The organism is Blastococcus sp. SYSU D00868, from assembly GCF_054050575.1.
The window spans coordinates 25523-48185 of the sequence record NZ_JBJGZO010000013.1 but is presented as its reverse complement, the minus strand read 5'-3'; the positions used below and the strand labels follow the sequence as shown (position 1 = coordinate 48185).

Below are 22663 nucleotides of genomic sequence, written 5' to 3'. Positions count from 1 at the left end.
GGGACTACGGAGCGTTGTTACGGTCTTAGCCGTGAGTGAGGGGGGCGACCGCCGGGCGCGGAAGAAGGCGGCGACCCGTGCGCTGGTGCTGGAGACGGCGCAGCGGCTGTTCGCCGAGCGCGGGTTCCAGGCGGTGACGATCGCCGACATCGCGACGACCGCCGACGTCGCCGTGCAGACGGTCTTCAACCACTTCGCGACGAAGGAGGAGCTCTTCTTCACCGGCCGGACGCCGTGGGTGGACGCGCCGGCCGAGGCCGTCCGGTCCCGGCCGCCGGGGGTGCGCCCCCTGGCCGCGCTGCGGGCCGCGCTGATCGCCGAGGTGGAGACGCACATCGCCGGGCTCGCCGAGCCGGCCCACCGCGGGATGGTCACCACCATGGCGGCGTCCCCGGCCCTGCAGGCCTACGAGCGAGAGCTCGTGGACGTCGGCCGGGCCCAGCTGCACGCGGCGCTCGTCGAGGCGTGGTCGGACGCCGACGACGCGCACCGGCCGCCCAACGTCCACCTCACCGCCGCGCTGGTCGCGGCGACGTGGACGGCGGCCACGCGGACCGTCGCCGCCGAGGCCCGCGAGCCGATGCCCGAGCCGCCGGACGTCCCGGAGCGGACGGCGGCGGCCGTCGCCCTCATCGAGCAGGTGCTGTGCAGTCTGGAGACGGCGCTGCGCACGAGCGCGGCGGTCGACCCGCGGGACTGAGCGGGCCCAGACGGCCGCGGGCTCAGACGGCCGCGGTCTCCCGGTCGGGGGCGACCAGGGGCAGCAGCACGTCGTCGATGACCCGCTCGAGCCGGTCGGGGGTCATCGCGCCGTCCCCGGCGGAGGTGTAGCGCTGCCAGGCGAACGCCTCGAGGACCGAGCCCAGCAGCGCCAGCCGGGCCTCGGGCACGTCCTCGCCGCGGGACGCGGCGCGCTCGCCGAGGGTGGTGACCGCGGTGCCGAGCGGGCGCACCAGCGCTGTGTCCAGGCCGGCGCGGAGCTCGTCGTCGTGCCGGGCCGCGCCGACCAGGCTGGCCGCGGCGCGCTCCTCGCGGTCCAGCGGCCGGTGCCACCGGTCGACCAGGGAGGCCAGGTCGCCGCGCAGCGTCCCGGTGTCCTCGGGCTGGTCGACCAGCGCGAACCGGCTGACCGCGTGCCGGGCCAGCGCCGACATGGTCGGCCAGCGGCGGTAGATGCCCGCCTTCCCGGCCCGCGCGCGGGCGGCCACGCGGTCGCTGTTGAGCCGACCCCAGCCCTCCTCCGCGAGGATGTCGACGGCGACCGACAGCAACTGCTCCGACAACTCGGAGCTCAGCGGTCTCCCCGGGGTCCCACTCACACCGCGCTCCCGTCCCTGGTCGTGCGCACCCGCGCGCCATCCTGGCCGCTGACTGGAACGACCACAAGGACGGAAGCTTTACACAGTCAGGTTTGGCTCACCAGACCCGGTCACGCCCCCGCGGCGCTCTGCACCGGGACCCGCAGCGTGTCGTCGGAGCCGGCGAGCTCGGCCCACCGGTCGGCCCACTCCGCGCCGCCCGCTCCCGGCTCGGCCGCGGCCCGCAGCGCGGCGACGTCCAGCGCGGCCGTGTCGGCGTCCTCCAGCCGGCCGAGCCCGGCGTCGGTCAGCGCCTGCGTGGCCTCCTCGTCGGTGACCTCGCCCAGGGCGACGACCACCCGGCTCAGGTCGTCGACGTCCACGACCCGCACCTCCGGGCGCTCGTCGGCGCCCCCCACCACCTCGACGATCACGACGACCTCCTGCGTCCTCGGCGCGGGCTACACGTGCCAGGGGAACCGGGAGAAGTCCGGGTCGCGCTTCTCCAGGAACGCGTCCCGGCCCTCCACGGCCTCCTCGGCCATGTAGGCCAGCCGGGTGGTCTCCCCGGCGAACAGCTGCTGACCGACCAGCCCGTCGTCGATCAGGTTGAACGAGTACTTGAGCATCCGCTGGGCGGTCGGGCTCTTGGCGACGATCCGCCGTCCCCAGTCCAGCGCTGTGCGCTCCAGCTCGGCGTGCGGCACGACCCGGTTGACCATGCCCATCGCGTGGGCGTCGGCGGCGCTGTACTCCTCGCCGAGGAAGAAGACCTCGCGGGCGAACTTCTGCCCGACCTGCCGGGCCAGGTAGGCCGAGCCGAAGCCGCCGTCGAAGCTGCCGACGTCGGCGTCGGTCTGCTTGAACCGCGCGTGCTCGGCGCTGGCCAGGGTGAGGTCGCTGACCACGTGCAGGCTGTGCCCGCCGCCGGCCGCCCACCCGGGGACGACGCAGATGACGACCTTGGGCATGAAGCGGATCAGCCGCTGCGCCTCCAGCACGTGCAGCCGCCCGCTCGACCCCGCCGAGTGCTCGTAGCCGTAGCGACCGCGCACCCGCTGGTCGCCGCCGGAGCAGAACGCCCAGCCGCCGTCCTTCGGGCTGGGGCCGTTGCCGGTGAGCAGCACGCAGCCGACGTCGGTGGACAGCCGGGCGTGCTCCAGGACGGCGATCAGCTCGTCGACGGTCTGCGGCCGGAAGGCGTTGCGCACCTCGGGCCGGTCGAACGCGATGCGGACGACGCCGGCGTCCACGGCCCGGTGGTAGGTGAGGTCGGTGAGGTCGAACCCCTCGACCGGGCGCCACGCCTCGGCGTCGAAGATCTCCGAGACGTCGTCGCGCGCGCTCATGACCGGCACGGTAGTGCCGCCGGGTGCGGCCGCCGCCGCCGGTCCGCCGCCGCGGTCACCCGCCGAGCAGCCCGCCGACGCCGCCGGTCACGCCGCCCACGACCTCGCCCACGCCCTGCGTGACCCCGCCGACCGGGTCGCCGCCGGTCAGCCCGCCGACCACCGAGCCGGCGCCGTCGGTCACGCCGCCCACGGCCTCGCCCGCGCTTTCGCCGACGCCGCCGACCGTGTCCTGCACCGGCGCCGGGAGCGCCGGCGCGGCGGGGGCCGGCGCCGGGGCCGGAGCCGGGGCGGGCGCCGGGGCCGGCGCCGGGAGGGGCGTGCCGGTGCCGGTGCCCGGGCTGCCGGTGCCGGGGGTGGATGTGCCGGGGGCCGAGCTCCCGGTGCCGGGCGTGCCGGTGCCCGTGCCGGGGGCGGCGCCCGGAGCCGGGGCGGGGGCCGCGCCGGGCGCGGGCGCGCCGGGCAGCGCGCCGGCGCCGCCGGCCGGCACGAAGTCGAAGCCGCCGAGGAAGCCCTGCAGCCGGCTGCCGGCCACGCCGATGCCCTGGACCTGCGCGGCGGAGTAGCCGCCGCTGGTCGTGGTGGTGAACGGCCAGCCCTCGAGGCCGGGGGCGCCGAAGAGCGGGGAGAGCCGGCCGAAGCCCCCGGGCGCCGAGACGTCCGGGCCGCCGGCGACCGCGCCGCTGCCGCCGCCCGCGCCGCCGCCGCTGGCCGCGACGTCGTCGACCTCGGCCGCGCCGGAGCCGGCGGTGGCCAGGATCGGGGCGGCGACCAGGCCCGCCACCGCGGCGGTCATGAGCACCCGCCAGGTGCGGCGCTCGGCGGCCGCGTCGGCGGTCCGCGCGGACGCGGAGCGGTCGCTGGAACGGGACGACGGAGTGCGTCCGGCCTCATCGGACGCGCGGCGGCGGCTGCTCACGGGGCCCCCTCTACCCAACTCGGACCGTGTCACACATCACTGTCACATGTGGCAACGACGACGTCCGCGCCGGGATACGGGCCGGTCCGCGCCCCGGCGTACCGTCCGGCGGGTGGCCGACCGCCCGGTGCTGCGCGTCGGCACCCTCAACCTGGCCTCGGGCCGCGGCCCGTCCGGCGCCGTCCTGCCCGCCGAGCGGATCCGCGCCGCCGTGGCCGCGCTGGACGTCGACGTGCTGGCGGTGCAGGAGACCGACACGGGGCAGCCGCGGTCCGGCGGCACGGACCAGCCGGCGCTGGTCGCGGCGGCGCTCGGCGCGCCCGACTGGCGGGCGGCGGCCACGGTGGCGGGCACGCCGAGCCCCGTCCGCAGCTGGCGGCCGGTCGACCCGCCGGTCCTCCGCGGCCCGGGCGACCCGGTGACGGGCCCGCGCTACGGGATCGCGCTCCTCAGCTGCCGGCCGGTGCTCGGCTGGTCGGTGCTGGGCCTGGGTGGCGGGCGGGCGCGGCTGCCGGTGCGGGCGCCGGACCCGCGCACCGGCCGGCCGCGGTGGTGGTGGGTGCCCGACGAGCCGCGGGTCGCCGTCGCCGCGCGGCTGGCCGGGCTGACCGTCGTCGGCACGCACCTGTCCTTCTCCCCGCCGACCGCGGTGCGCCAGCTGCGCGCGCTGCGCCGCTGGGTGGCGTCGCTGCCCGGGCCGGTCGTGCTGGCCGGCGACCTGAACCTGCCCGGCGGGCTGCCCGCGCGGCTGCTCGGCGGCGTCCCGCTGGTCCGCGCGGCGACCTTCCCCGCCGGCTCGCCGCGGATCCAGCTCGACCACCTGGTGGCGCTGGGCGCCGAGCCCGCGGGCCCCGGGGCGGCCGCGGCGCTGGACCTCGGCGACCACCGCGCGCTGGTGGCCCCGGTGCGCGGGGGCGCCTAGAGCAGCGGCAGCAGGCGGGGCAGCGAGGCGGCCAGGCCCGGGTGCAGCGGGACCCGCTCGAGCCCGGCCAGCGGGATCCAGCCGACCGCGGTGCTCTCGCCGTCCAGCCGCAGCCGCGCCGGGTCGATCGGGCGTGCCGGGGTGGCCAGCACGGTGGTGTAGGCCCAGCCGCCGTGGTCGTCGACGGAGCGGGCCCCGAGGACGACGTCGTCGCCGGTCAGGCCGAGCTCCTCGTGCACCTCGCGCAGCGCGCCGTGCTCGGGGGCCTCGTCGAGGTGCAGCGCGCCGCCGGGGGTGCCCCAGGTGCCGCCGTGGTGCGACCACTCGGCGCGGTGCTGCAGCAGCAGCTCGAGTCCGTCCCCGCCGTCCCGGTGCAGCAGCAGCCCGGCCGCGCCGGCCCGCCCCCAGTGGCGGTGGCCGAGGTCGCACGTCGTCCAGCCGTCGGTCGGGGAGAACACGCCCCCAGTGAACCCCACGGAGGCGCTGGCAGGATCGGACCGGTGAGCACCGTCCAGCTGCGCCGCTACCGCCTCGAGCCCGGGCGCCTGCCCGAGTTCCTCGCCTGGTTCCCCACGGTCCTGCCCGTCCGCGAGCAGTTCGGGTTCCGTGTCGTCTTCGCCTACGCCGACCACGCGGAGAACACCTTCACCTGGGCGGTCGCGCACGACGGCGACGAGGCCGCGTTCACCGCGGCGGTGCAGGCCTACGACGCCTCGGCGGAGAAGGCGGCCGCGTTCGAGACCTTCCCGCGGGTGATCACCGAGCAGGTCAACGGCTTCGTCGAGGACGTCCTGGCCCGGCGGGCATGAGGGTCGCGGTCTTCACCGGCTCGCAGAGCGGGCCGGAGTCGCACCGCGCCGCGGCCGCCGCGCTGGCCGGCGACCTGGCCCGCGCCGGGGTGGGCGTCGTCTACGGCGGCGGGCACGTGGGCCTCATGGGCGTGGTCGCGGACGCCGCGCTGGCCGCCGGCGGCGAGGTGGTCGGGGTCATCCCGCAGCACCTGGTCGACGACGAGCTCGCCCACCCGGGGCTGCCGCGGCTGGAGGTCGTGGCCTCGATGCACGAGCGCAAGGCCCGGATGGCCGAGCTGGCCGACGCGTTCGTCGCGCTGCCCGGCGCCGCGGGCACGCTCGAGGAGCTGTTCGAGGCCTGGACCTGGGGGATGCTCGGCCTGCACGCCAAACCCACGGTGCTGGTCGACGTGGACGGCTTCTGGCAGCCGCTGCTCGCCCAGCTGCGCCGGATGGCCGACGACGGCTACCTCGACCGCCGCCGCCTGGACGCGCTGGGCGTGGTGACCGACGCCGCCGGGCTGCTGGCCTTCGTCGAGAGCTACGAGCACCCGCCGCGCAAGTGGACGCCGACGCCGTCCTGACCCCTCGACGAGATCTGCACACTCGCCGCCATCAGCGCCTGATGGCGACGAGTCTGCAGATCTCGCCCGGGAACCGGGCGTAACGCCGTCGCAAAGGACCGGTGGTGCACTGGGCCGATGCGGATCGTGCGCGACACCCGGGTGGTGCACGGGCACGTGCGGGCGTTCCTGCGCGCCGGCAGCGGCCCGCCGCTGCTGCTGATCCACGGCATCGGGAACAACGCGCAGACCTGGGCGGAGGTGCTCGGCCCGCTCGCCGAGCAGCACACCGTGATCGCCCCGGACCTGCTCGGCCACGGCGACTCCGACAAGCCGCGCGGGGACTACTCCATCGCCGGCTACGCCAACGGCATGCGCGACCTGCTGTCGGTGCTCGACGTCGAGCAGGTGACCGTCGTCGGGCACTCGCTGGGCGGCGGGGTGGCACTCCAGTTCGCCTACCAGTTCCCCGAGCGCTGCCAGCGGCTGGTGCTCGTGGGCAGCGGCGGGCTGGGCCCGGAGCTGTCGGCGTCCCTGCGGGCGGCCACCCTGCCCGGCGCCGAGCTCGTGCTGACCGGGCTGGCCGGGATCTCCGGCGCCCTGCGCGCCGGGCTGCGGGTCGTCGAGGGCGTCGGGCGGGTGGCCGGCTGGAAGCAGGCGCGCGACCTCGCCGAGGCCGGGGAGGCGCTGCTCGCGCTGAAGGACGCCGAGGCCCGCCGGGCGTTCCTGCGGACCCTGCGCAGCGTCGTCGACGCCCGCGGCCAGGCGGTGACGGCGCTGGACCGGCTCTACCTGGCCGACGCGATCCCGATGCTGGTGATCTGGGGCAGCCGCGACCCGATTGTGCCGACCAGCCACGCCGACGCCGTGCGCGCCCTGGTGCCCTCCGCGCGGGTCGAGGTGTTCGAGGGCGCCGGGCACTGGCCGCACGTGGACGACCCCGAGCGCTTCTGCCGGGTGGTGGCCGAGTTCCTCCGCGACACCGTGCCCGCGGCGCACGACCGGGACAGCTGGCGCGCCCTGCTCGCCCAGCCCCGCTGACCCCGTCGACGAGATCTGCACACTCGTCGGCGTCAGGTCCTGAGGGCGACGAGTGTGCAGATCTCGCGCGCAGTACCTAGCGTCCCGGCGGTGGAGACCTGGGACGTCGTGGTCGTCGGCGGGGGGCCCGCCGGGTCCGCGGCGGCGCTGGCCGCGCGGCGGGCCGGGCTCACCGCGCTGGTGCTCGACCGCGCCGACTTCCCCCGCGACAAGGTCTGCGGCGACGGCATCGCCGCCGAGGCGCTCGACGTGCTCGCCGTCCTCGGCGCCGACCCGGCCGCGCTCGTCGCCGGGTACCCGGCGGTGCCGCGGCTGTCGCTGCGGGCGCCGCGCGGCGCGGTCGTCGAGCGGGACACCGCCCGGCCCTCGCACGTCGTCCCGCGGGAGGTGCTGGACGCCCGGGTCCTGGCCGCGGCGCGCGCCGCGGGGGCGGGGTTCCGGCGGCACCGGGTCCGGACGGTCGCCGTGGAGGAGGACGGCGTGGTGGTCGACGGCGTCCTGCGGGCCGGCGTGCTGGTCGGGGCGGACGGCGCGGAGTCCGTCGTCCGCCGGGCGCTGGGTGTCCCCCGCACCCCCGACGACCGGATCGCCGTCGCCATCCGCGGCTACGCGCCGGAGCCGCCGCTGCGCCCCGGCACGCAGTTGCTGGTCACCACCGAGCAGCGCTGGCCGGCCTACGCCTGGTCGTTCCCGCTGGGCGACGGGCGGGCCAACGTCGGCTACGGCGAGCTGGTCTCCGGCGGCGCCGGCCGGGAGGCGCTGGTGGCCGGGCTGCACCGGCTGCTGCCCGGGGTCGAGCCGGCCGGGCTGCGGGCGCACCGGCTGCCGCTGTCGACCGGCCGGCCCCGCCAGCCCGACGGCCGGGTGCTGCTGGCCGGGGACGCGGCGTCGCTGATCAACCCGCTGACCGGCGAGGGGATCTTCTACGCGGTGCTCTCCGGCGCGCTGGCCGGCGCGGCGGCGACCGCGGGGTCCGGCGCCGGGGCGGCGTACCGGACGGCGCTGCGGCGGCGGCTGGGCGGGCACCTGCGGGCGACGTCGGCGGCCTCGCAGCTGTCCCGCTGGCCGCGGCTGATGGACGCCGCCGTCCGCGGGGCGGCGGCCGATCCGCGGGTGTTCGACGACGTCGTCGCGCTCGGCCTCGCCGACGGCCGGCTGACCGCGCGGACCCTCGCCGCCGCGGTCCGCCACCTCCGCCCCTGACCGCCGCGACGGCCATTCCGGCGAGCGACCAGGCGGGGCGGCGTGGACGCGGCCGCGGCCGGTCGGGCGGCCGGCACGCGGAGGGGCCCCCGTGCAGGGGACGCCGGATGCCGCGGCCGGAGGTGTTCCGGTGCGGGCGGGCCGCTGGCACAGTGTCGCGGTCGCCGGGAGAGGCCCGGGACTCTGGAGGGAACATCTGATGGTCGACGCGAGCTGGCTGCCCGACCCGAGCGGGTCGCACGAGCTGCGCTACTGGAACGGCAGCGCCTGGACCGAGCACGTCTCGGACCAGGGGACGACGGGCATCGACGTGCCGACCAGGGAGCTGCCGCTGCCCGGCGAGGCGGCGCCGCCTCCGCCCCCGCCGCCCGGGGACGCGAACGTCCAGTACTACGGCGCCAACGACGCCGGCTTCGGGTCGCCGGACCCGGCGCAGGGCCAGCCGCAGGCGTTCGCCCAGTCCGGGGGGCAGCCGGCGGGCCAGCAGTACGCCCCGCCCCCGTCCGGCCCGGCGCCCCACGGCCAGCAGCCGCCCGCCGGGCAGCCGCAGGCGCCCGCGGGCAAGGTGAGCTGGAAGGACCGGCTCAAGCAGGCCGCCGACCAGGGCAAGGCGCTGGCCGAGCAGGGCAAGGCCAAGATCGCCGAGCAGTCCGCCAAGCGCACCGAGCAGTGGGCGAACGACCCGAACACGCTGTGGTTCGGCGAGAGCAAGGGCGGGGCCACCGGCGCGGCCGGGGTCTCCAAGGCGCGCTACCGGATCACCAGGGACCGCATCTGGATCGAGAGCGGCCTGCTGGGCACCCGCACCGAGAGCGTGCCGCTGTGGGCGGTCCGCGACATGGACATCCGGCAGGCGGTCTGGCAGCGCGGCAAGGACGTCGGCGACGTCGTCCTCAACCTCGACGACCCGGCCTACGGCGTGCAGCAGGACGCCTTCAACCTGACCGGCACCCCCGAGCACGGGACGACGTCGGGCCAGGTGGTGCTCGACAACATCGAGAACCCGCACCAGGTGTTCGACCTGCTCTCCCCGCTGGTCAGCGAGGCGCGGCACAAGAAGACGATGGAGCGGCAGTCGCAGTACGTGCACGTCAACCCGGCGATGGGGGCGGTGTTCGGGGCGCCGCAGGCTCCGGCGCCCGCCCCGCAGGCCGAGGCGAAGCCGGACCTGGTGGAGCAGCTGCGCAGGCTCGGCGAGCTGCGCGACGCCGGCATCCTCACCGAGGAGGAGTTCGCGGCGCAGAAGGCCAAGCTGCTCGGCTGAGGCTCGCCGCCGCTGCGCTCCCACGGCCCGTTCCGCACACCGGGACGGGCCGTGGGCGTTCAGCGGTCCGGCACCACCGCCCGGCGGCGCAGCAGCGCGACGAGCTCGGCGGACAGGCCGGCCGCCCGCAGGGGCGCCAGCGGGTCGCCGTGCCGCGCGCGCAGCGTGGCCAGCGCGGTCTCCATCGCGACGGCGGAGAAGTCCTGCCCGATCGCGGTGCGGGTGAAGGTGTTCCGGTCCACGCCGTGCGCGGCGAGGATCGCGCCCATCAGCGGCTGCAGCCGGCGGCCGATCGCCGCGATGTTGGCGCCGGTCAGCGCGTAGTCGGCGACGATCTCCTCGTCGTCGGCGCCGAGGGCGAGCAGGAACGCCGCGGCCAGCACGCCGGTGCGGTCCTTGCCCGCCGAGCAGTGGAACGCCGCGGCGCCCGGCGTCACGGCGAGCACCGCCAGGGCCGTGACGATGTTCCCGGCCGCCGAGGAGAACAGGTCGGCGTACATGCCGCCCATGCCCACCGGGTCCCGCGGGTCGACGCCGGCGCCGGGGCCGGCGGTCGGGCGCAGCCCGGGCATCAGCGGCAGGTGGTGGTAGGCCACCGGCAGCTCGCCGAAGACCCCGCGGCCGGTGGTGCGGACCTCACCGGGGGTGCGCAGGTCGATCACCGCGGCGAGGCCCTCCTCGATCAGCGCCTCGGCGTCCTCCCGCGGGGTCAGCGACAGGTCGTCGGCGCGGATGGCGACCCCGCGGCGGACGACGCCGCCCGCGGCCGGGATGCCGCCCAGGTCGCGCAGGTTCGCGGGGGCGGAGAGCGCCGGGGCGTCGGTCATGCCTCAGTCGTACTCGCGGTGTCTGTGGGGTGCGTCACACTGCGGGGTGTCCCGCCCGCACCGGCCGGAGGAGGTCCCGTGGACGTCACCCAGAGGTTGCTCGCCGTTCAGGAGATCCGCACCCTGGTGGCCCGCCGGGTGCGCTGCCTGGACACCAAGGACTGGGACGGCTTCGCCGCCTGCCACACCGACGACGCCGTCGCGCACCCCTCCGAGTTCGCCGACCGGACGACGACGCCCCCGCTGGTCGGCGCCGAGGCGATCACCGAGCGCGTCCGCGGGCACCTCGGCGCGCGGACGACCGTGCACCAGCTGCACGAGCCGGAGATCGAGGTGCTCTCGGACGACGCCGCGACGGGCGTCTGGCCGCTGATGGACGTCCTCTCCTGGGAGCAGGACGGCCGCTGGCACGTCCTGCGCGGGTACGGCCACTACCGGCAGACCTACCGCCGCGTCGACGGGCGGTGGCTGATCGCCGAGCACCGGCTGACCCACCTGACCGTCGAGAGCGGCGGCGAGCCCCGGCGCGACTGACGGGGCGGCCGGCCCGGCGGCTCGTCAGCGGCCGGCGCGGCGGCGCCGCGGGGCCGCGGAGCGGGGCGGCGCCGCGCGCATGTGGTCGCGCACGGGGCCCAGCAGGCCGGCCAGCGCCACGACGTCCTCGCGGGAGAGCGGCGCCAGGAGCAGGTCGCTGACGACGGCGACGTGGCCGGGCAGCACCTCGGCGAGCAGCGCCCGGCCGGCGTCGGTGATGGTGACGGTGACGCCGCGCTCGTCGTCGGCCGAGGGCGCCCGGACCACCAGGCCGGCCTGCTCGAGCAGGCCCGCCTGGTAGGTGAGGCCGCTGCGGCTGTAGACGACGCCGTCGGCGAGGTCGGTCATGCGGGCGCTGCCGGTCGGCGAGTCCAGGCCCAGCGTGGCCAGCAGCTGGAACTGCACGTAGCTGAGCCCGCCGGCCTCCCGCAACTGCTGCTCCACCGCGTGCCGGAGCAGCCCGGCGACCTCCATGAGCGCGAAGTAGGCCCCGAGCTGGACGCGGTCGAGCGACGGCTCCGGCATGCGCGGAGTCTACTTGCTTCGAATCCGAAGCAGGTCTACCGTCCTCCGCAGGTGCTTCGGATTCGAAGCACGCACCGGCACACGAGAGCGAGCCCCGCCATGAAGGCAGTGCGTTTCCACCAGTTCGGCGCCCCGGAGGTCCTGCGCTACGAGGACGTCGAGCTGCCCGTCCCCGGTTCGGGCGAGGTGCGCGTCCGCGTCGCCGCGACGACGTTCAACGGCGTCGACGCGAACATCCGCGCGGGCGACATGCAGGGCCCGATCCCCGTGGCCCTGCCGCACACGCCCGGCATCGAGGTCGCCGGCACGGTCGACGCGGTGGGCCACGGCGTCGCGGGCCCCGCGGTCGGCACGGCGGTCGTCGGGTTCCTGCCGATGGCCGCCGCCGGCGCCTCGGCGGAGTACGTGGTCGCCCCGGCCGAGGTGCTCACCAGGGCGCCGGCGACGATCCCGCTGGCCGACGCCGCCGCGCTGCCGATGGTGGCGCTCACCGCGCGGCAGGCGCTGTTCGACTCCGGCGGGCTGACGGCCGGGCAGCGGGTGCTGGTCAACGGCGCGGGCGGGGCGGTCGGCGGCCACGCCGTCCAGCTGGCGAAGCGGGCCGGCGCCCACGTCGTCGCCACGGCGAGCCCGGACAGCGCCGAGCACGTGCGGTCGCTGGGCGCCGACGAGGTCGTCGACCACACCGCGACCGAGGTGACGGCGGCCGTCGGCGAGCCGGTCGACCTCGTGCTGAACCTGGCGCCGATCACCCCGGAGCAGCTGGCCGCGCTGGTGGGCCTCGTGCGACCGGGCGGCGCCCTGGTCAACACGACGGTGTGGATGCCGGCCCCCAGCGACGAGGAGCGCGGCGTGCGCGGCATCGACCTGTTCGTCCGCAGCGACGCCGGGCAGCTGGCCGAGCTCGTGTCGTTGGTCGACCGCGGGGAGCTGCGCGTCGACGTCGCGCAGCGGGTGCCGCTGGCGGAGCTGCCCGAGGTGCACGCCCGAGCCGCGGAGGGGGCGCTGACCGGCAAGGTCGTCGTCCTCGCCCCCGCCGCCTGACGGCGCGGCCGGACCGGTGCGAGCGGAGGGCGTGGGATTCGAACCCACGATGGGTTTGACCCCATAGCGGTTTTCAAGACCGCCGCCATCGGCCACTAGGCGAGCCCTCCTGGCCCGTCGAGGTTATCGCCCGGCCGCCGCGATCCGCGGCGGCCGGACGGCCCCGCCGCGGCGCGGCCCCGCCCGGCGCCCCGCGCCGGGGCTAAGTGGCACTCCTGCCCGGGGCGGAGTGGCGGTTCTGCCCGGGGCGATGTGGCGCCGATGCCCGGAGGGGGCGCGACACGCGGCGGGCGGACGGCGCAGCGTGGGCGCCCGCCGGGCACGGGTCCCCGTGGCATGCTGCGGCGACCGCCCGCACGACCGCCAGGAGTACCCGTGCCCACCCCCTACGCCAGCGTCGGCGGCGACAAGACGGACCTGGCGCAGCACGCCCGCGACGTGCGCTCCGGCCGGCTGGCCCTGGCCCCGACGGCCGAGGGTGTGGCCTTCGCCCTGGACGTCGACCCGAGCGGCGCGCTGCTGGGCGTCACCTGGGCCGAGGGGGCTGCGGACAGCGCCGTGCCGGGCTTCTGGTCGGCGCCGGTCACGACCGTCGTCTGCCGCGACCTGCTGCCCGACCGCGAGGACTTCTGGCGCTCGCGGCTGGTCGCCGAGGTCCCCGGCGCGCGGGAGCCGGTGGTCGCCACGGTGGTCGACCTGGCGCACGCCGGGCCGGGCGCCTACCGCCGCGGGCGCACCACCCGGCTGCGGCTGTCGCTGGCGGCCGAGCGGGTGACGGCGGGCGAGGGCGCCCCCGGGCTGTCCTGCCCGCCCGACCGGGCCGCGGCCGAGGTGACCGGCGTCGTCCGGGCGGCGGGCCGGCGGACGTCGGGCCGCACCGGCCGGTCCTTCGCGGTGCTGACGGTCGAGACCGCCGGGCTGGCCCTCGACGTGTGCGCGGCCCCCGAGGTGCTCGCCGACCTCCCCGCCGAGGGGACGACGGTCACCGCGACCGGCCGACTCACCGGCGTCTTCGCCGGCACGCTCGGCGAGCTCGCCCCGGAGCTCTCCCCCGACGCCGAGCCGCCGCTGGTGGTCACCGCCCGCCCCGCGGTCGTGCCCCGCGCCCCGGTGCCGCTGTACGTGCCCGGCGGCGTCGACGACTGGCCGGCCACCACCCCGCTGGTCGAGCTGGCCGGCGCGCCGGTGCTCGCGACGCTGGTGCACACCGCCGGCGCGACCGACGCCGGGGTGGTCGCCTGCTGCGCCGACGGCAACGGGCGCTGGCAGCTGCGCCGCTTCCCCCCGGGCGCGGTCGTGCCCGACGTGGTGGTGGACCTCGGCGGGCACCCGCAGCAGTGCGTCGTCCACCGGGGCGGGGCGGCCGTCGTCGTCGGCCGGGAGCTGCTGGTGCTGGACGCCGGCCTGCAGCTGCTGCACCGGGCGACGTTCCCGCCGGAGGGCGCCCTGCAGCTGGTGGCCGGCCCGGGCACCGTGCACGCGCTGGTCACCGAGGCCGCCGGCCCCGGCGACGCCCCCGACGACGCCGGCCGGCGCGCCGCCGCGCAGGGCGCGACGGTGCACCGCTACAAGGTGCACCGCCTGGAGCTGTCCCGGCTCGGCGACCCCACCGTCAACCCGTGGCAGAAGACCGACCTGCCGGTCAGCGGCGTCTACCCGCAGACGTCCCCCACCGAGGTGCCGGGCTGGGTCGAGCCGACCCCGGCCGACACCCGGGGCGAGGGCTTCTGGTTCGCCGTCCCCGGGCGCGACGCCTGGGACCGGCCGGCCCAGCACCACCTCACCGTGACCGCCGAGGGGGCGCTGGCCCTGCAGAGCGACCCCGGCGGGCCGCCGTGGGCCACCGCCCGGCTGCGGCACGGCGAGCTGCTGCTCACCGGGGACGCCGCCGGGCCCGGCGTCGACGGCGTGCGCGCGCCGGTGTCCGGGCCGGTGTCCACCCGGTTGCTGGCCGCCGCGGTGCCCGCCGCGGTCGCCGTCCGGCTCGACGGGCAGGGCACCGTGCTCTCCGAGCTGCGCGCCGGCGCCTGGGCGCAGGTGGCCGCCGCGCCCGGCACCGTGGCCGCCAGCTCGGCGGCCGACCCGCGGACCGGCGCCCGCTGGTACGGGCTGTCCGGCGGCGAGCACCCCGGCGTCCTCGGCGTCGTCCGGGACGAGGGGGTGCTGCGGCCGGTGCTGCAGACCCGGGAGCCGTTCGCCGTGGTGGCGGTCGCCGACGACACGGCGGTGGTCGCGGCCTCGACCCCCGGCTCGCCGGCGCTCGACCCGCGCGACGGCCGGCTGCTGCCGCCCGGCTCCCCGGGCGTCCCCCTGACCACCCTCGTCTCCGTGGGGACGGCGTCATGACCGAACCGACCTGGACCACCAGCCGGCTGCGCGCGCCGGTGCCCGACGGCTGGTCGGTGCGCGAGTCCTGGACGCTGCTGGCCCCCGACGGGCAGGCGAACGTCGTCGTCTCGCGCGAGCCGCTGCCGCCGGGCGTCGGCGCCGAGCAGTACTGCCAGGGGCAGGGCGAGCGGCTGGGGTCGGAGTTCCCGCAGTACCAGCAGCACGTGCTCACGGTGCTGCCGCTCGCGTCGGGCCCGGCCTACGCCCGGCTGTTCTCCTGGGCGCCGCCGGCCGGCGGACGGGTGGTGCAGGTGCAGCTGTACGCCACCGGCGAGGGCGCGGGCTTCACGGCGACCGCCACGACGCCGGCGCCGTCGTTCGACGCGGTGGCCGAGGTGCTGGACCGGGTGCTCCGGTCGCTGCAGTTCGACCCGGGGACGGCGCCCGCGGCACAGCCCGCCCCGGCGCCCCCGGCCCCGGCCGCCGAGGAGCCACCGGCCCCGCCCGTCGAGGCGCCCCCGGCCCCGCCGGCCGGCTCGACCTCGGCCACGGTGCTGGCCCAGCTCCCGCCGCGGCCCCCGGCGCCCCGCCCCGGCACCGGCCGCGAGGCCTGACGGGCCCGTCAGCCCAGCTCGCGACCGGCCGGTCGGGGCGCGCGGGCGGCGTCATCGGGGGCCGGGCCCTCGGGGACGTCCGCCTCCCGCGACACCGGCGTCCCGACCACGCCGTGCAGGTGGCAGGCGGCGACGTGCCCGGGCGCGGAGCCGACCGGCTGCAGGACCGGGTCGACGTCCGGGCACGGCTCGAACGCCGACGGGCAGCGGGTCCGGAACCGGCAGCCGCTGGGCACCGCCGCCGGGGAGGGGACGTCGCCGCGCAGCACGATCCGCCGGCGCGAGCGCTCCAGCGCCGGGTGCGGCACCGGCACCGCCGACAGCAGCGCCTGCGTGTAGGGCATCTGCGGGTCGCTGCCGACCGCCTCCGCCGGGCCGACCTCGACCACCCGGCCCAGGTACATGACCGCGATCCGGTCGGCGACGTGCCGGACGGCGGACAGGTCGTGCGAGATGAACAGCAGGGTCAGCCCGAGCTGGCGCTGCAGCCGGCGCAGCAGGTTGAGCACCTGCGCCTGCACGCTGACGTCGAGGGAGGCGATCGCCTCGTCGCAGACCAGGAAGTCCGGCTCGCCGGCCAGCGCGCGGGCGATGCCGACCCGCTGCCGCTGCCCGCCGGAGAACTCGTGCGGATAGCGGCCGGCGACCGTCGGGTCGAGGCCGACCAGCTCGAGCAGCTCGGCGACGCGGGCGGCCCGCTCGCGGCGGCCCTCGCGCAGCCGGTGCACCTCCAGCGGCTCGGACACCGTCTGCCCGACGGTGCGCCGCGGGTCGAGGGAGGCGAAGGGGTCCTGGAACACCATGCCGGCGCGGCGGCGCAGGTCGCGCAGGCCGCGGCGGTCCAGCGCGGTGACGTCGGTGCCGTCGAAGGTGACGGTGCCCGCGGTGGGCTCGACCAGCCGCAGCAGCGCGTTGCCGAGCGTGGACTTGCCGCAGCCGGACTCGCCGACCAGGCCCAGCGTCTCGCCGCGGCGGATGTCGAGGTCCACGCCGTCCACCGCGCGGACGGCGCCGGTGACCCGCCGCAGCGCGCCCCCCGAGCGGATCGGGAAGTGCACCTGCAGCCCGCGGGCCGACAGCAGCACGTCGTCCATCAGCCCTCCCCGCACCACGTGGCCGCCCGGTGCGGCAGGCCGGCGCCGCCGCCCACCCGGACCAGCGGCGGCTGCTCGGTCTCGCAGCGGGCGTCGCCGCGCACCGGGCAGCGCGGCCAGAACACGCAGCCGGCCGGCAGCTCCGTGGGCGGCGGCGGGACGCCGGGGATGGTGGCCAGATCCGGGCGCCGGCCGCCGTCCAGCGGCGCGGCGAGGTCGGGCAGCGCGCCCAGCAGCCCGCGGGTGTAGGGGTGGGCCGGCCGCTCGAGGACGTCGTCCACCGTGCCGTCCTCCACGCAGCGGCCGCCGTACATGACCAGCACCCGGTCGGCGATGCCGGCGACGACGCCGAGGTCGTGGGTGATCCAGACGACGCCGGTGCCGTGCTCGGCCTGCAGCCGCTCGACCAGGTCGATGATCTGCGCCTGCACGGTGACGTCGAGGGCGGTGGTGGCCTCGTCGGCGACCAGCAGCGCCGGCGAGTTGCTCAGCGCGATCGCGATCATCACCCGCTGCCGCATGCCGCCCGACAGCTCGTGCGGGTATCGGTCGACCGCCCGCGCCGGGTCGGGCAGCCCCACCTCGGCCAGCAGCTCCACCGCCCGCGCCCGGGCCGCCGGCTTGGACAGCCCCTGGTGCGCGCGGATGCCCTCGACCAGCTGCCGGCCGACGGTGAGCACCGGGTTGAGCGAGGTCATCGGGTCCTGGAAGACCATGCCCATGCCGGGGCCGCGGACCTGCCGCAGCCGGTCCGGCGACATCGCCAGCAGGTCCTCGCCCTGCAGCAGCGCCCGGCCGGTCACCGTCGCCGACCGCGGGGGCAGCAGCCCCATGAGGGCGAGCACCGAGACGCTCTTGCCGCTGCCGGACTCCCCCACGACGGCCACCGTCTCGCCGGGGCCGACGGTGTAGTCCAGGCCGTTGACCACGTGCGCCGTCCCGCGCGGGGTCCGCAGCCGCACCCGCAGGTCCTCGACCTCCAGCACGGGCGCGCTCACCGGCCGCCGCCGACCATGAGCGTCCGCTGCCGCGGGTCGAGCACGTCGCGCAGGCCGTCGCCGAGCAGGTTGAAGCACAGCACCGTCAGCACGATCGCCAGCCCCGGGAAGACCGTGTACCACCAGGCCTGCTCGATGAAGCCGCGGCCGTCGGCCAGCATCAGCCCCCACGACGGGTTCGGCGGCCGCGGCCCGAGGCCCAGGAACGACAGCGCCGCCTCGGCCAGCACGGCGAACCCGAGGCTGACCGAGGTCTGCACGATGATCGGCGGCGCGGCGTTGGGCAGCACGTGGCGGGTGAGCAGCCGCAGGTCCGACGCGCCGACCGACCGCGAGGCGCGCACGTACACCTCCTCGCGGACGCCCAGCACGCTGGCCCGGGTCACGCGGGCGAAGATCGGCACGTAGACGATGCCGATCGCCAGGATCGCGTTGCCCGTGCCCTCGCCGCGGATGGCGACGATCGCGATCGCCAGCAGCACCGCGGGGAACGCGAAGAGCACGTCCATCAGCCGCATGAGGACGTCGTCCACCCACCGGCCGTAGAAGCCGGCGAGCAGACCGATCAGCGTGCCCGCCACGAGCGCGACCGCGACGGACAGGAACCCGACGCGCAGCGAGGTGCCGGCGCCCAGGATCACCCGGCTGAACACGTCGCGGCCGAACTCGTCGGTGCCGAAGGGGTGGTCCCAGCTGGGCGGCTGCAGGGCGATCGACTGGTCCTGGTCGTTGGGCCCGTCCGGCGCGATGGTCTCGTCGAAGACGGCGACCAGCACGATCAGCAGGAGGACGACGGCCGAGGCCGCCGCCGTCGGGTTGCGGGCCAGCAGGCCCAGCGTCTCCCGCCAGCGCGGGGTGGCCGGGCGGGACGGCGGCAGCTCGGCGGGCGGCGGCTCGGCCGGGTTCGCCCCGGGGGTCGGCAGCGCGGTCATCGGCGGGCGATCCTCGGGTCGATCCGGCTGTAGAGCAGGTCCACCAGCAGGTTGATGACGAGGAAGACGAGCGCGAACAGCAGCACCGCTCCCTGCAGCACCGGGAAGTCGCGGTCGCGGACCGCCTGCAGCGCCAGCTGCCCGAGCCCCGGCCACGCGAAGACGATCTCGACGACGACGACGCCGGAGAGCAGGTAGGCCAGCTGCACGCCGGTGACGGTGACCAGCGGCAGCAGCGCGTTGCGCAGCACGTGCCAGCCGAGCACCGAGCGCCTGCCCAGCCCCTTGGCCTGCGCCGTCCGCACGTGGTCGGAGCCCAGCGCCTCGAGCATGCTCGACCGGACGAACCGGGTCAGCACCGAGCCGGAGACGACGCCGGTGGCCACGGCGGGCAGGACCAGCCGCTGCAGCCAGCCCAGCGGGTCCTCGGTGAGCGGCACGTAGCCGCCGGAGGGGAACCAGCCGAGCGTCCCGGCGAAGACCAGGATCAGCATGATCGACAGCCAGAAGTCCGGCACGGAGATGCCGAACTGGCTGACCACGGTGGCGAACCGGTCGACGACCGACCGCGGGTGCAGGGCGGACAGCATGCCCAGCGGCAGCGCGATGAGCAGCGCCACGAACAGCGCGGCGAACGCCAGGGTCAGCGTGGCCGGCAGCCGCTCGGCGATCTGCGAGGTCACCGTCTGGCCGCTGCGGAAGCTGACGCCCAGGTCCCCGGTCAGCGCCTTGCCCGCCCAGCGGAGGTACTGCTCGACCAGCGGCAGGTCCAGGCCGTTGCGGGCGCGCAGCGCGTCGTAGGTCTCCTGCGAGTACCGGGTACCCAGCGCCCGCCGGACGGGGTCGCCCCGGACCAGGTGGATCAGCGAGAACACCAGGATGCTGACCCCGACCAGGACGACGAGCGCCTGGCCGACCCGCCGGAGCAGGTAGCCGCTCAGGGCAGCTCCACGTTCTCGAAGTTGATCGCCGCGTCGGCCCGGATCTCGTAGCCGGACAACCCCGGCGCCCAGGCCTGCACGACGTCGGGGTTGAACAGGTACAGGTAGGAGACGTCGTCGACGATGATGCGCGCGGCCTGGTCGTACAGGTCCTTGCGGGTGGCCTGGTCGGGCTCGGTGGCGGCGCGGGTCAGCAGGTCGTCGACCTGCGGGTTGCTGTAGCCCTGGTAGTTGCTGGTGCCGGTGGACAGGTGCTGCTGCTCGTAGAAGTCGGCCGGGTCGATGTTGCCGATCCAGCTGAACAGGAACGAGTCCATGTCGCCCTGGGCCTCGCGGTCCAGCCACGTGGCGAGGTCCTCCTCCTCGATCTCCACGTTCACGCCGATCGGCTCCAGCTGGGCGGCGATGACCTGGGCGGCGGCCACGGACTCGGCGTCCTCGTCGGTGACCATCAGGCCCAGCGTGATCGGCGTGGGCACGCCGGACTGCTCGATCAGCGCCTGCGCGGCGGCCTGGTCCGGGTCGAACGGCGCGTAGTCGAGGAAGTAGGCGCTGCCCTCGGGGATCGCGGTCTGGTTGGGCTGGGCGGCGCCGAACCGGGCGGCCTGGGCGACCTCCTCGCGGTCGACGGCGGTCGCGATCGCCTGCCTGACCAGCGGGTTGTCGAACGGCGGCCGGTCGTAGTTCATCGACATGTAGTAGTACTCGACGCTGGTGGCCGAGCCGAGCTCCACCTCGTCGTCGTCCTGCAGGTCCTCGATGTTCTGCGGCGGCACGTTGTCGGTCCACTGCACCTCGCCGTTGCGCAGCGCGGTCAGCGCCGCCGACGGCTCGGTGATGTAGCGGAACTCGACGCCGTCGATGCTCGGCGCGTCGCCCCAGTAGTCGTCGAACGTGGTGAGCACGGTGCTGTTGGCGTCGGAGCTGTCGAGCCGGAAGGGGCCGGTGCCGTTGGCCTCGGTCTGCAGGTCGAACTCGTCGGCGGCGCCCTCCGAGACGACCGCCATGCCCTTGAAGGCGCCGATCTGCTCGAGCAGGTTGGGCGTCGGGCGGTTCAGGCTGATGACGACGGTGCGCGGGTCGGGCGCGGTGATGTCGGCGACCGACTCGAACCGGTAGGCGTTGGACAGCTCCTCGTCGATGATCCGGCGGTAGCTGTAGACGACGTCGGCGGAGTCGAACTCGCTGCCGTCGTGGAAGGTGACCCCGTCGCGCAGGGTGAAGGTCCAGGTGAGCTGGTCGGGGCTGGTCTCCCAGGACTCGGCCAGGCTGGGCTCCATCGTCAGGTCCTGCGCGTTCGGGACGACGAGGGTGTCGTAGACGTTCTCCAGCACCTGGAAGCTCGCGTACGCCGTGGTGGCGTGCGGGTCGAACTGGTCGGGCTCGGCGCTGACCGCCGCCACGAGCACGTTGTCGCCGCCCCCTCCGCCGCCCCCGCCGGTGTCGACGTCGTCGCCGCCGCCGCAACTGGCGAGCACCAGGGTGCCGGCGGCGATCAGGGGCAGCAGTCGGGTCGTGCGCACGGGGACCTCCGGGCGGCTCGGCGACGTCGTCCGTCCCCGACAGTGCTCCTGGTGCCCGGCGCCCGCAGGTCGGGAACGGGATCGTTCCGTCTCCGTTACATCTCGCCCAGCGTGGCCCGGCGCAGCTGCTCCGGGTCGCACTTGGGCACCCGCTCCATGGTGAGCAGGCCGTTGACCTCCTGGTAGGTGTCGGTCAGCTGGGTCCAGCAGGCTCCGGCCAGCGCGCTGCTCGCGTGCACCGCCGCCCACTGCGCCCGGTAGCGCGCGAGCAGGTCCTCGGGGGAGGTGGCGTCGGCGTAGCCCCAGGCCTCGGTGCGGTCGCCGGCGTCGCCGTCCGGCCGGCTGCGCAGCGCCCGCGCGTCCACGGAGATGCCGCCGAACTCCGACAGGACGACGGCGCGGCCGTCGGTCCCGGCCCGGTCCAGGTCGGTGAGGTACCCGTCGGGCCGGCGGCCGGTGGCGGCCCGCTCCAGCGCCTCGCGGGTGCCGTAGCGCGCGGCGAGCACGGCGGGGTCCTGCTCGTAGTCGTGGATGCCCAGGACCTCCCCGCCGAGGGCCTCCCAGCCGTCGTTGGCCGACACGGGGCGGGTGCCGTCGAGGGCGTCGGCGGTGGCCGCCAGCGCGCGGACGAGGGCGCGCTGGCGCGGGTCGGCCGCGGCCTCCTGCACGCCCCACGACTCGTTGAGCGGCACCCAGGCGACCACGCTGGGGTGCCCCCGGTGGGCCTGCACCACCTCGGCCCACTCGCGCAGCAGCCGGGCCGCGGCGGTCGGGCCGGGGCGGTGCGGCGAGGGCATCTCGGCCCAGACCAGCAGGCCCATCCGGTCGGCGAGGGCGAGATAGCGCGGGTCCTCGGTCTTCTGGTGCTTGCGCGCCCCGGTGAAGCCGAGCGCGCGGGTCAGCTCGAGGTCGCGCCGCAGCGCGCCGACGTCGGGCGGGGTGGCGCCGGTGTCGGGCCAGTAGCCCTGGTCGAGCACCAGGCGCAGCGGCACCGGGCGGTCGTTGACCAGCAGCCGGCCGTCGTCGACGCCCACCGAGCGCAGCGCGGTGTAGCTCGCGACCTCGTCGAGCACCTCGCCGCTGCCGGAGACCAGGGCGAGCTCGGCGTCGAGCAGCGTCGGGTCCGGGCCCGGCTCCCACAGCAGCGAGTACCGGTCGTCGAAGCCGCCGTCGCCGACCGGGATGCGGCGCTCGACCACGGCGCCGTCCACCCGGACGGCGTCGTCGGCCAGCAGCCGGTCCCCCGCGCGCAGCCGCAGGTGCAGCCGGGCGCCGGAGACGGGCGCCGACAGCTCGACCCGGACGTCGACGCGCAGGCCGCGCGGGTCGCCGCGCCACTGCACGTCGGCGATCGACACGGGGCCGACGTGCTCGAGCCAGGGCGTGCGCCAGATGCCGGTGGTGCGCGGGTACCAGATGGAGTGCGGCTCGTCCCGCCAGTCCTGCTTGCCCCGCGGCGCCTCGAGGTCGTGCGGGTCGTCGTCGGCGCGGACGACCAGGTCGGCGCCGTCGCCCAGGGCGTCGGTGACGTCGACGGAGAACGGCGTGTAGCCGCCCTCGTGGGAGGCGACGTGGACCCCGCCGACCCACACGTCGCAGACCCGGTCGACGGCGGAGAAGTGCAGCACGGTGCGGCGGTCGCCGCCGGCGGCCGGCAGCGGGCGGCGGTACCAGACCCGGTCCAGCGGCCCGGCGTCCCCCACGGCGGCGGCCGGGGTCTCCGGGGCGTAGGGCACCCGGATCGTGCGGTCGAAGTCGACCCCGCCGGGGCGCTGCCGGCGGTCGGGGTCGGCCGCGAACTGCCACTCGCCCTCCAGCGAGGTCCACGGCCGGCGCAGCAGCGGTCGGGGGTGCTCGGTGGGGTCCGCCGTGTCCATCCGCCCACCTCACCGGAGTCGGCCGCGGCGCGCAGCACGGCGGCCGCCGCCCCCGGGGAGGGGACGGCGGCCGCCG

24 protein-coding genes and 1 tRNA gene are annotated in these 22663 nt (G+C 76.8%); 11 read left to right on the top strand and 14 right to left on the bottom strand.

Annotated features, from left to right (window positions below; all coding sequences use genetic code 11):
• Positions 1-31: 31 nt before the first annotated feature.
• Positions 32-700, top strand: a complete 669-nt coding sequence (locus ACI79F_RS13090) for a TetR/AcrR family transcriptional regulator (RefSeq protein ID WP_456546034.1) — start codon at positions 32-34, stop codon at positions 698-700.
• A gap of 22 nt (positions 701-722) precedes the next feature.
• Here ACI79F_RS13090 and ACI79F_RS13085 read toward each other — a convergent pair whose 3' ends face one another.
• From ACI79F_RS13085 to ACI79F_RS13070, 4 genes are all read right to left on the bottom strand, one after another.
• Positions 723-1283, bottom strand: coding sequence for a TetR-like C-terminal domain-containing protein (locus tag ACI79F_RS13085; protein WP_456546035.1), 561 nt, complete (start codon positions 1281-1283; stop codon positions 723-725).
• A 146-nt stretch (positions 1284-1429) separates the two neighbouring features.
• Positions 1430-1732, bottom strand: a complete 303-nt coding sequence (locus tag ACI79F_RS13080) for a hypothetical protein (RefSeq protein WP_456546036.1) — start codon at positions 1730-1732, stop codon at positions 1430-1432.
• Between the two features lie 27 nt (positions 1733-1759).
• Positions 1760-2647, bottom strand: a complete 888-nt coding sequence (locus ACI79F_RS13075; RefSeq protein ID WP_456546037.1) for a 1,4-dihydroxy-2-naphthoyl-CoA synthase — start codon at positions 2645-2647, stop codon at positions 1760-1762.
• A gap of 55 nt (positions 2648-2702) precedes the next feature.
• On the bottom strand, positions 2703-3566 hold the full coding sequence (locus ACI79F_RS13070) for a hypothetical protein (RefSeq protein WP_456546038.1): 864 nt from the start codon (positions 3564-3566) through the stop codon (positions 2703-2705).
• 112 nt (positions 3567-3678) lie between these two features.
• Between ACI79F_RS13070 and ACI79F_RS13065 the strand changes: the two genes are divergently transcribed.
• On the top strand, positions 3679-4488 hold the full coding sequence (locus ACI79F_RS13065; RefSeq protein WP_456546039.1) for an endonuclease/exonuclease/phosphatase family protein: 810 nt from the start codon (positions 3679-3681) through the stop codon (positions 4486-4488).
• On the opposite strand, the gene ACI79F_RS13060 is transcribed toward ACI79F_RS13065, so the two are convergent.
• A complete protein-coding gene (locus tag ACI79F_RS13060) occupies positions 4485-4946 on the bottom strand; it encodes an NUDIX domain-containing protein (protein WP_456546040.1) in 462 nt (153 codons plus the stop codon). The two genes, ACI79F_RS13065 and ACI79F_RS13060, sit on opposite strands and share 4 nt — an antisense overlap.
• A gap of 42 nt (positions 4947-4988) precedes the next feature.
• On the opposite strand from ACI79F_RS13060, the gene ACI79F_RS13055 reads away from it, so the two are divergent.
• The 5 genes from ACI79F_RS13055 (at position 4989) to ACI79F_RS13035 (ending at position 9350) form a co-directional block, all read left to right on the top strand.
• The gene (locus ACI79F_RS13055; RefSeq protein WP_456546041.1) at positions 4989-5297 is read left to right on the top strand and encodes a hypothetical protein; all 309 of its coding nucleotides are present in this window, start codon (positions 4989-4991) and stop codon (positions 5295-5297) included.
• Positions 5294-5863: an LOG family protein gene (locus tag ACI79F_RS13050; RefSeq protein WP_456546042.1), complete on the top strand. Its 570-nt coding sequence runs from the start codon at positions 5294-5296 to the stop codon at positions 5861-5863. Before ACI79F_RS13055 ends, ACI79F_RS13050 begins: the two co-directional genes overlap by 4 nt.
• Positions 5864-5980: 117 nt before the next feature.
• Entirely contained in the window at positions 5981-6883 is a 903-nt protein-coding gene (locus ACI79F_RS13045) for an alpha/beta fold hydrolase (RefSeq protein ID WP_456546043.1), read from the top strand.
• 90 nt (positions 6884-6973) lie between these two features.
• Positions 6974-8086: an NAD(P)/FAD-dependent oxidoreductase gene (locus tag ACI79F_RS13040; RefSeq protein ID WP_456546044.1), complete on the top strand. Its 1113-nt coding sequence runs from the start codon at positions 6974-6976 to the stop codon at positions 8084-8086.
• Between the two features lie 199 nt (positions 8087-8285).
• Entirely contained in the window at positions 8286-9350 is a 1065-nt protein-coding gene (locus ACI79F_RS13035; protein WP_456546045.1) for a PH domain-containing protein, read from the top strand.
• A 59-nt stretch (positions 9351-9409) separates the two neighbouring features.
• Here ACI79F_RS13035 and ACI79F_RS13030 read toward each other — a convergent pair whose 3' ends face one another.
• On the bottom strand, positions 9410-10177 hold the full coding sequence (locus tag ACI79F_RS13030) for a tyrosine-protein phosphatase (protein WP_456546046.1): 768 nt from the start codon (positions 10175-10177) through the stop codon (positions 9410-9412).
• 78 nt (positions 10178-10255) lie between these two features.
• On the opposite strand from ACI79F_RS13030, the gene ACI79F_RS13025 reads away from it, so the two are divergent.
• A complete protein-coding gene (locus tag ACI79F_RS13025; protein WP_456546047.1) occupies positions 10256-10711 on the top strand; it encodes a nuclear transport factor 2 family protein in 456 nt (151 codons plus the stop codon).
• Positions 10712-10735: 24 nt separating this feature from the next.
• On the opposite strand, the gene ACI79F_RS13020 is transcribed toward ACI79F_RS13025, so the two are convergent.
• Positions 10736-11236 (bottom strand): MarR family winged helix-turn-helix transcriptional regulator, encoded by a 501-nt coding sequence (locus ACI79F_RS13020; protein ID WP_456546048.1) that lies wholly within the window; start codon positions 11234-11236, stop codon positions 10736-10738.
• Positions 11237-11335: 99 nt separating this feature from the next.
• On the opposite strand from ACI79F_RS13020, the gene ACI79F_RS13015 reads away from it, so the two are divergent.
• Positions 11336-12280, top strand: a complete 945-nt coding sequence (locus ACI79F_RS13015) for an NADP-dependent oxidoreductase (RefSeq protein ID WP_456546049.1) — start codon at positions 11336-11338, stop codon at positions 12278-12280.
• A 23-nt stretch (positions 12281-12303) separates the two neighbouring features.
• On the opposite strand, the gene ACI79F_RS13010 is transcribed toward ACI79F_RS13015, so the two are convergent.
• Positions 12304-12390, bottom strand: a tRNA-Ser gene (locus tag ACI79F_RS13010).
• A 265-nt stretch (positions 12391-12655) separates the two neighbouring features.
• Between ACI79F_RS13010 and ACI79F_RS13005 the strand changes: the two genes are divergently transcribed.
• Both ACI79F_RS13005 and ACI79F_RS13000 read left to right on the top strand, forming a co-directional pair.
• Positions 12656-14626, top strand: coding sequence for a hypothetical protein (locus ACI79F_RS13005; protein ID WP_456546050.1), 1971 nt, complete (start codon positions 12656-12658; stop codon positions 14624-14626).
• Positions 14623-15222 carry a DcrB-related protein gene (locus ACI79F_RS13000; protein WP_456546051.1) on the top strand — a complete coding sequence of 200 codons (600 nt, stop codon included), beginning with the start codon at positions 14623-14625 and terminating at the stop codon, positions 15220-15222. Before ACI79F_RS13005 ends, ACI79F_RS13000 begins: the two co-directional genes overlap by 4 nt.
• 8 nt (positions 15223-15230) lie before the next feature.
• On the opposite strand, the gene ACI79F_RS12995 is transcribed toward ACI79F_RS13000, so the two are convergent.
• From ACI79F_RS12995 to ACI79F_RS12970, 6 genes are all read right to left on the bottom strand, one after another.
• A complete protein-coding gene (locus ACI79F_RS12995) occupies positions 15231-16316 on the bottom strand; it encodes an ABC transporter ATP-binding protein (RefSeq protein ID WP_456546052.1) in 1086 nt (361 codons plus the stop codon).
• Positions 16316-17314, bottom strand: a complete 999-nt coding sequence (locus ACI79F_RS12990; protein ID WP_456546053.1) for an ABC transporter ATP-binding protein — start codon at positions 17312-17314, stop codon at positions 16316-16318. Before ACI79F_RS12990 ends, ACI79F_RS12995 begins: the two co-directional genes overlap by 1 nt.
• Positions 17311-18246 carry an ABC transporter permease gene (locus ACI79F_RS12985; protein ID WP_456546054.1) on the bottom strand — a complete coding sequence of 312 codons (936 nt, stop codon included), beginning with the start codon at positions 18244-18246 and terminating at the stop codon, positions 17311-17313. The genes ACI79F_RS12990 and ACI79F_RS12985 overlap by 4 nt, the downstream gene beginning before the upstream one ends.
• The gene (locus tag ACI79F_RS12980) at positions 18243-19175 is read right to left on the bottom strand and encodes an ABC transporter permease (RefSeq protein WP_456578913.1); all 933 of its coding nucleotides are present in this window, start codon (positions 19173-19175) and stop codon (positions 18243-18245) included. Before ACI79F_RS12980 ends, ACI79F_RS12985 begins: the two co-directional genes overlap by 4 nt.
• An 8-nt stretch (positions 19176-19183) precedes the next feature.
• Positions 19184-20710, bottom strand: a complete 1527-nt coding sequence (locus tag ACI79F_RS12975) for an ABC transporter substrate-binding protein (RefSeq protein ID WP_456546055.1) — start codon at positions 20708-20710, stop codon at positions 19184-19186.
• A 95-nt stretch (positions 20711-20805) separates the two neighbouring features.
• The gene (locus ACI79F_RS12970; RefSeq protein ID WP_456546056.1) at positions 20806-22587 is read right to left on the bottom strand and encodes a glycoside hydrolase family 2 protein; all 1782 of its coding nucleotides are present in this window, start codon (positions 22585-22587) and stop codon (positions 20806-20808) included.
• Positions 22588-22663: the final 76 nt, after the last annotated feature.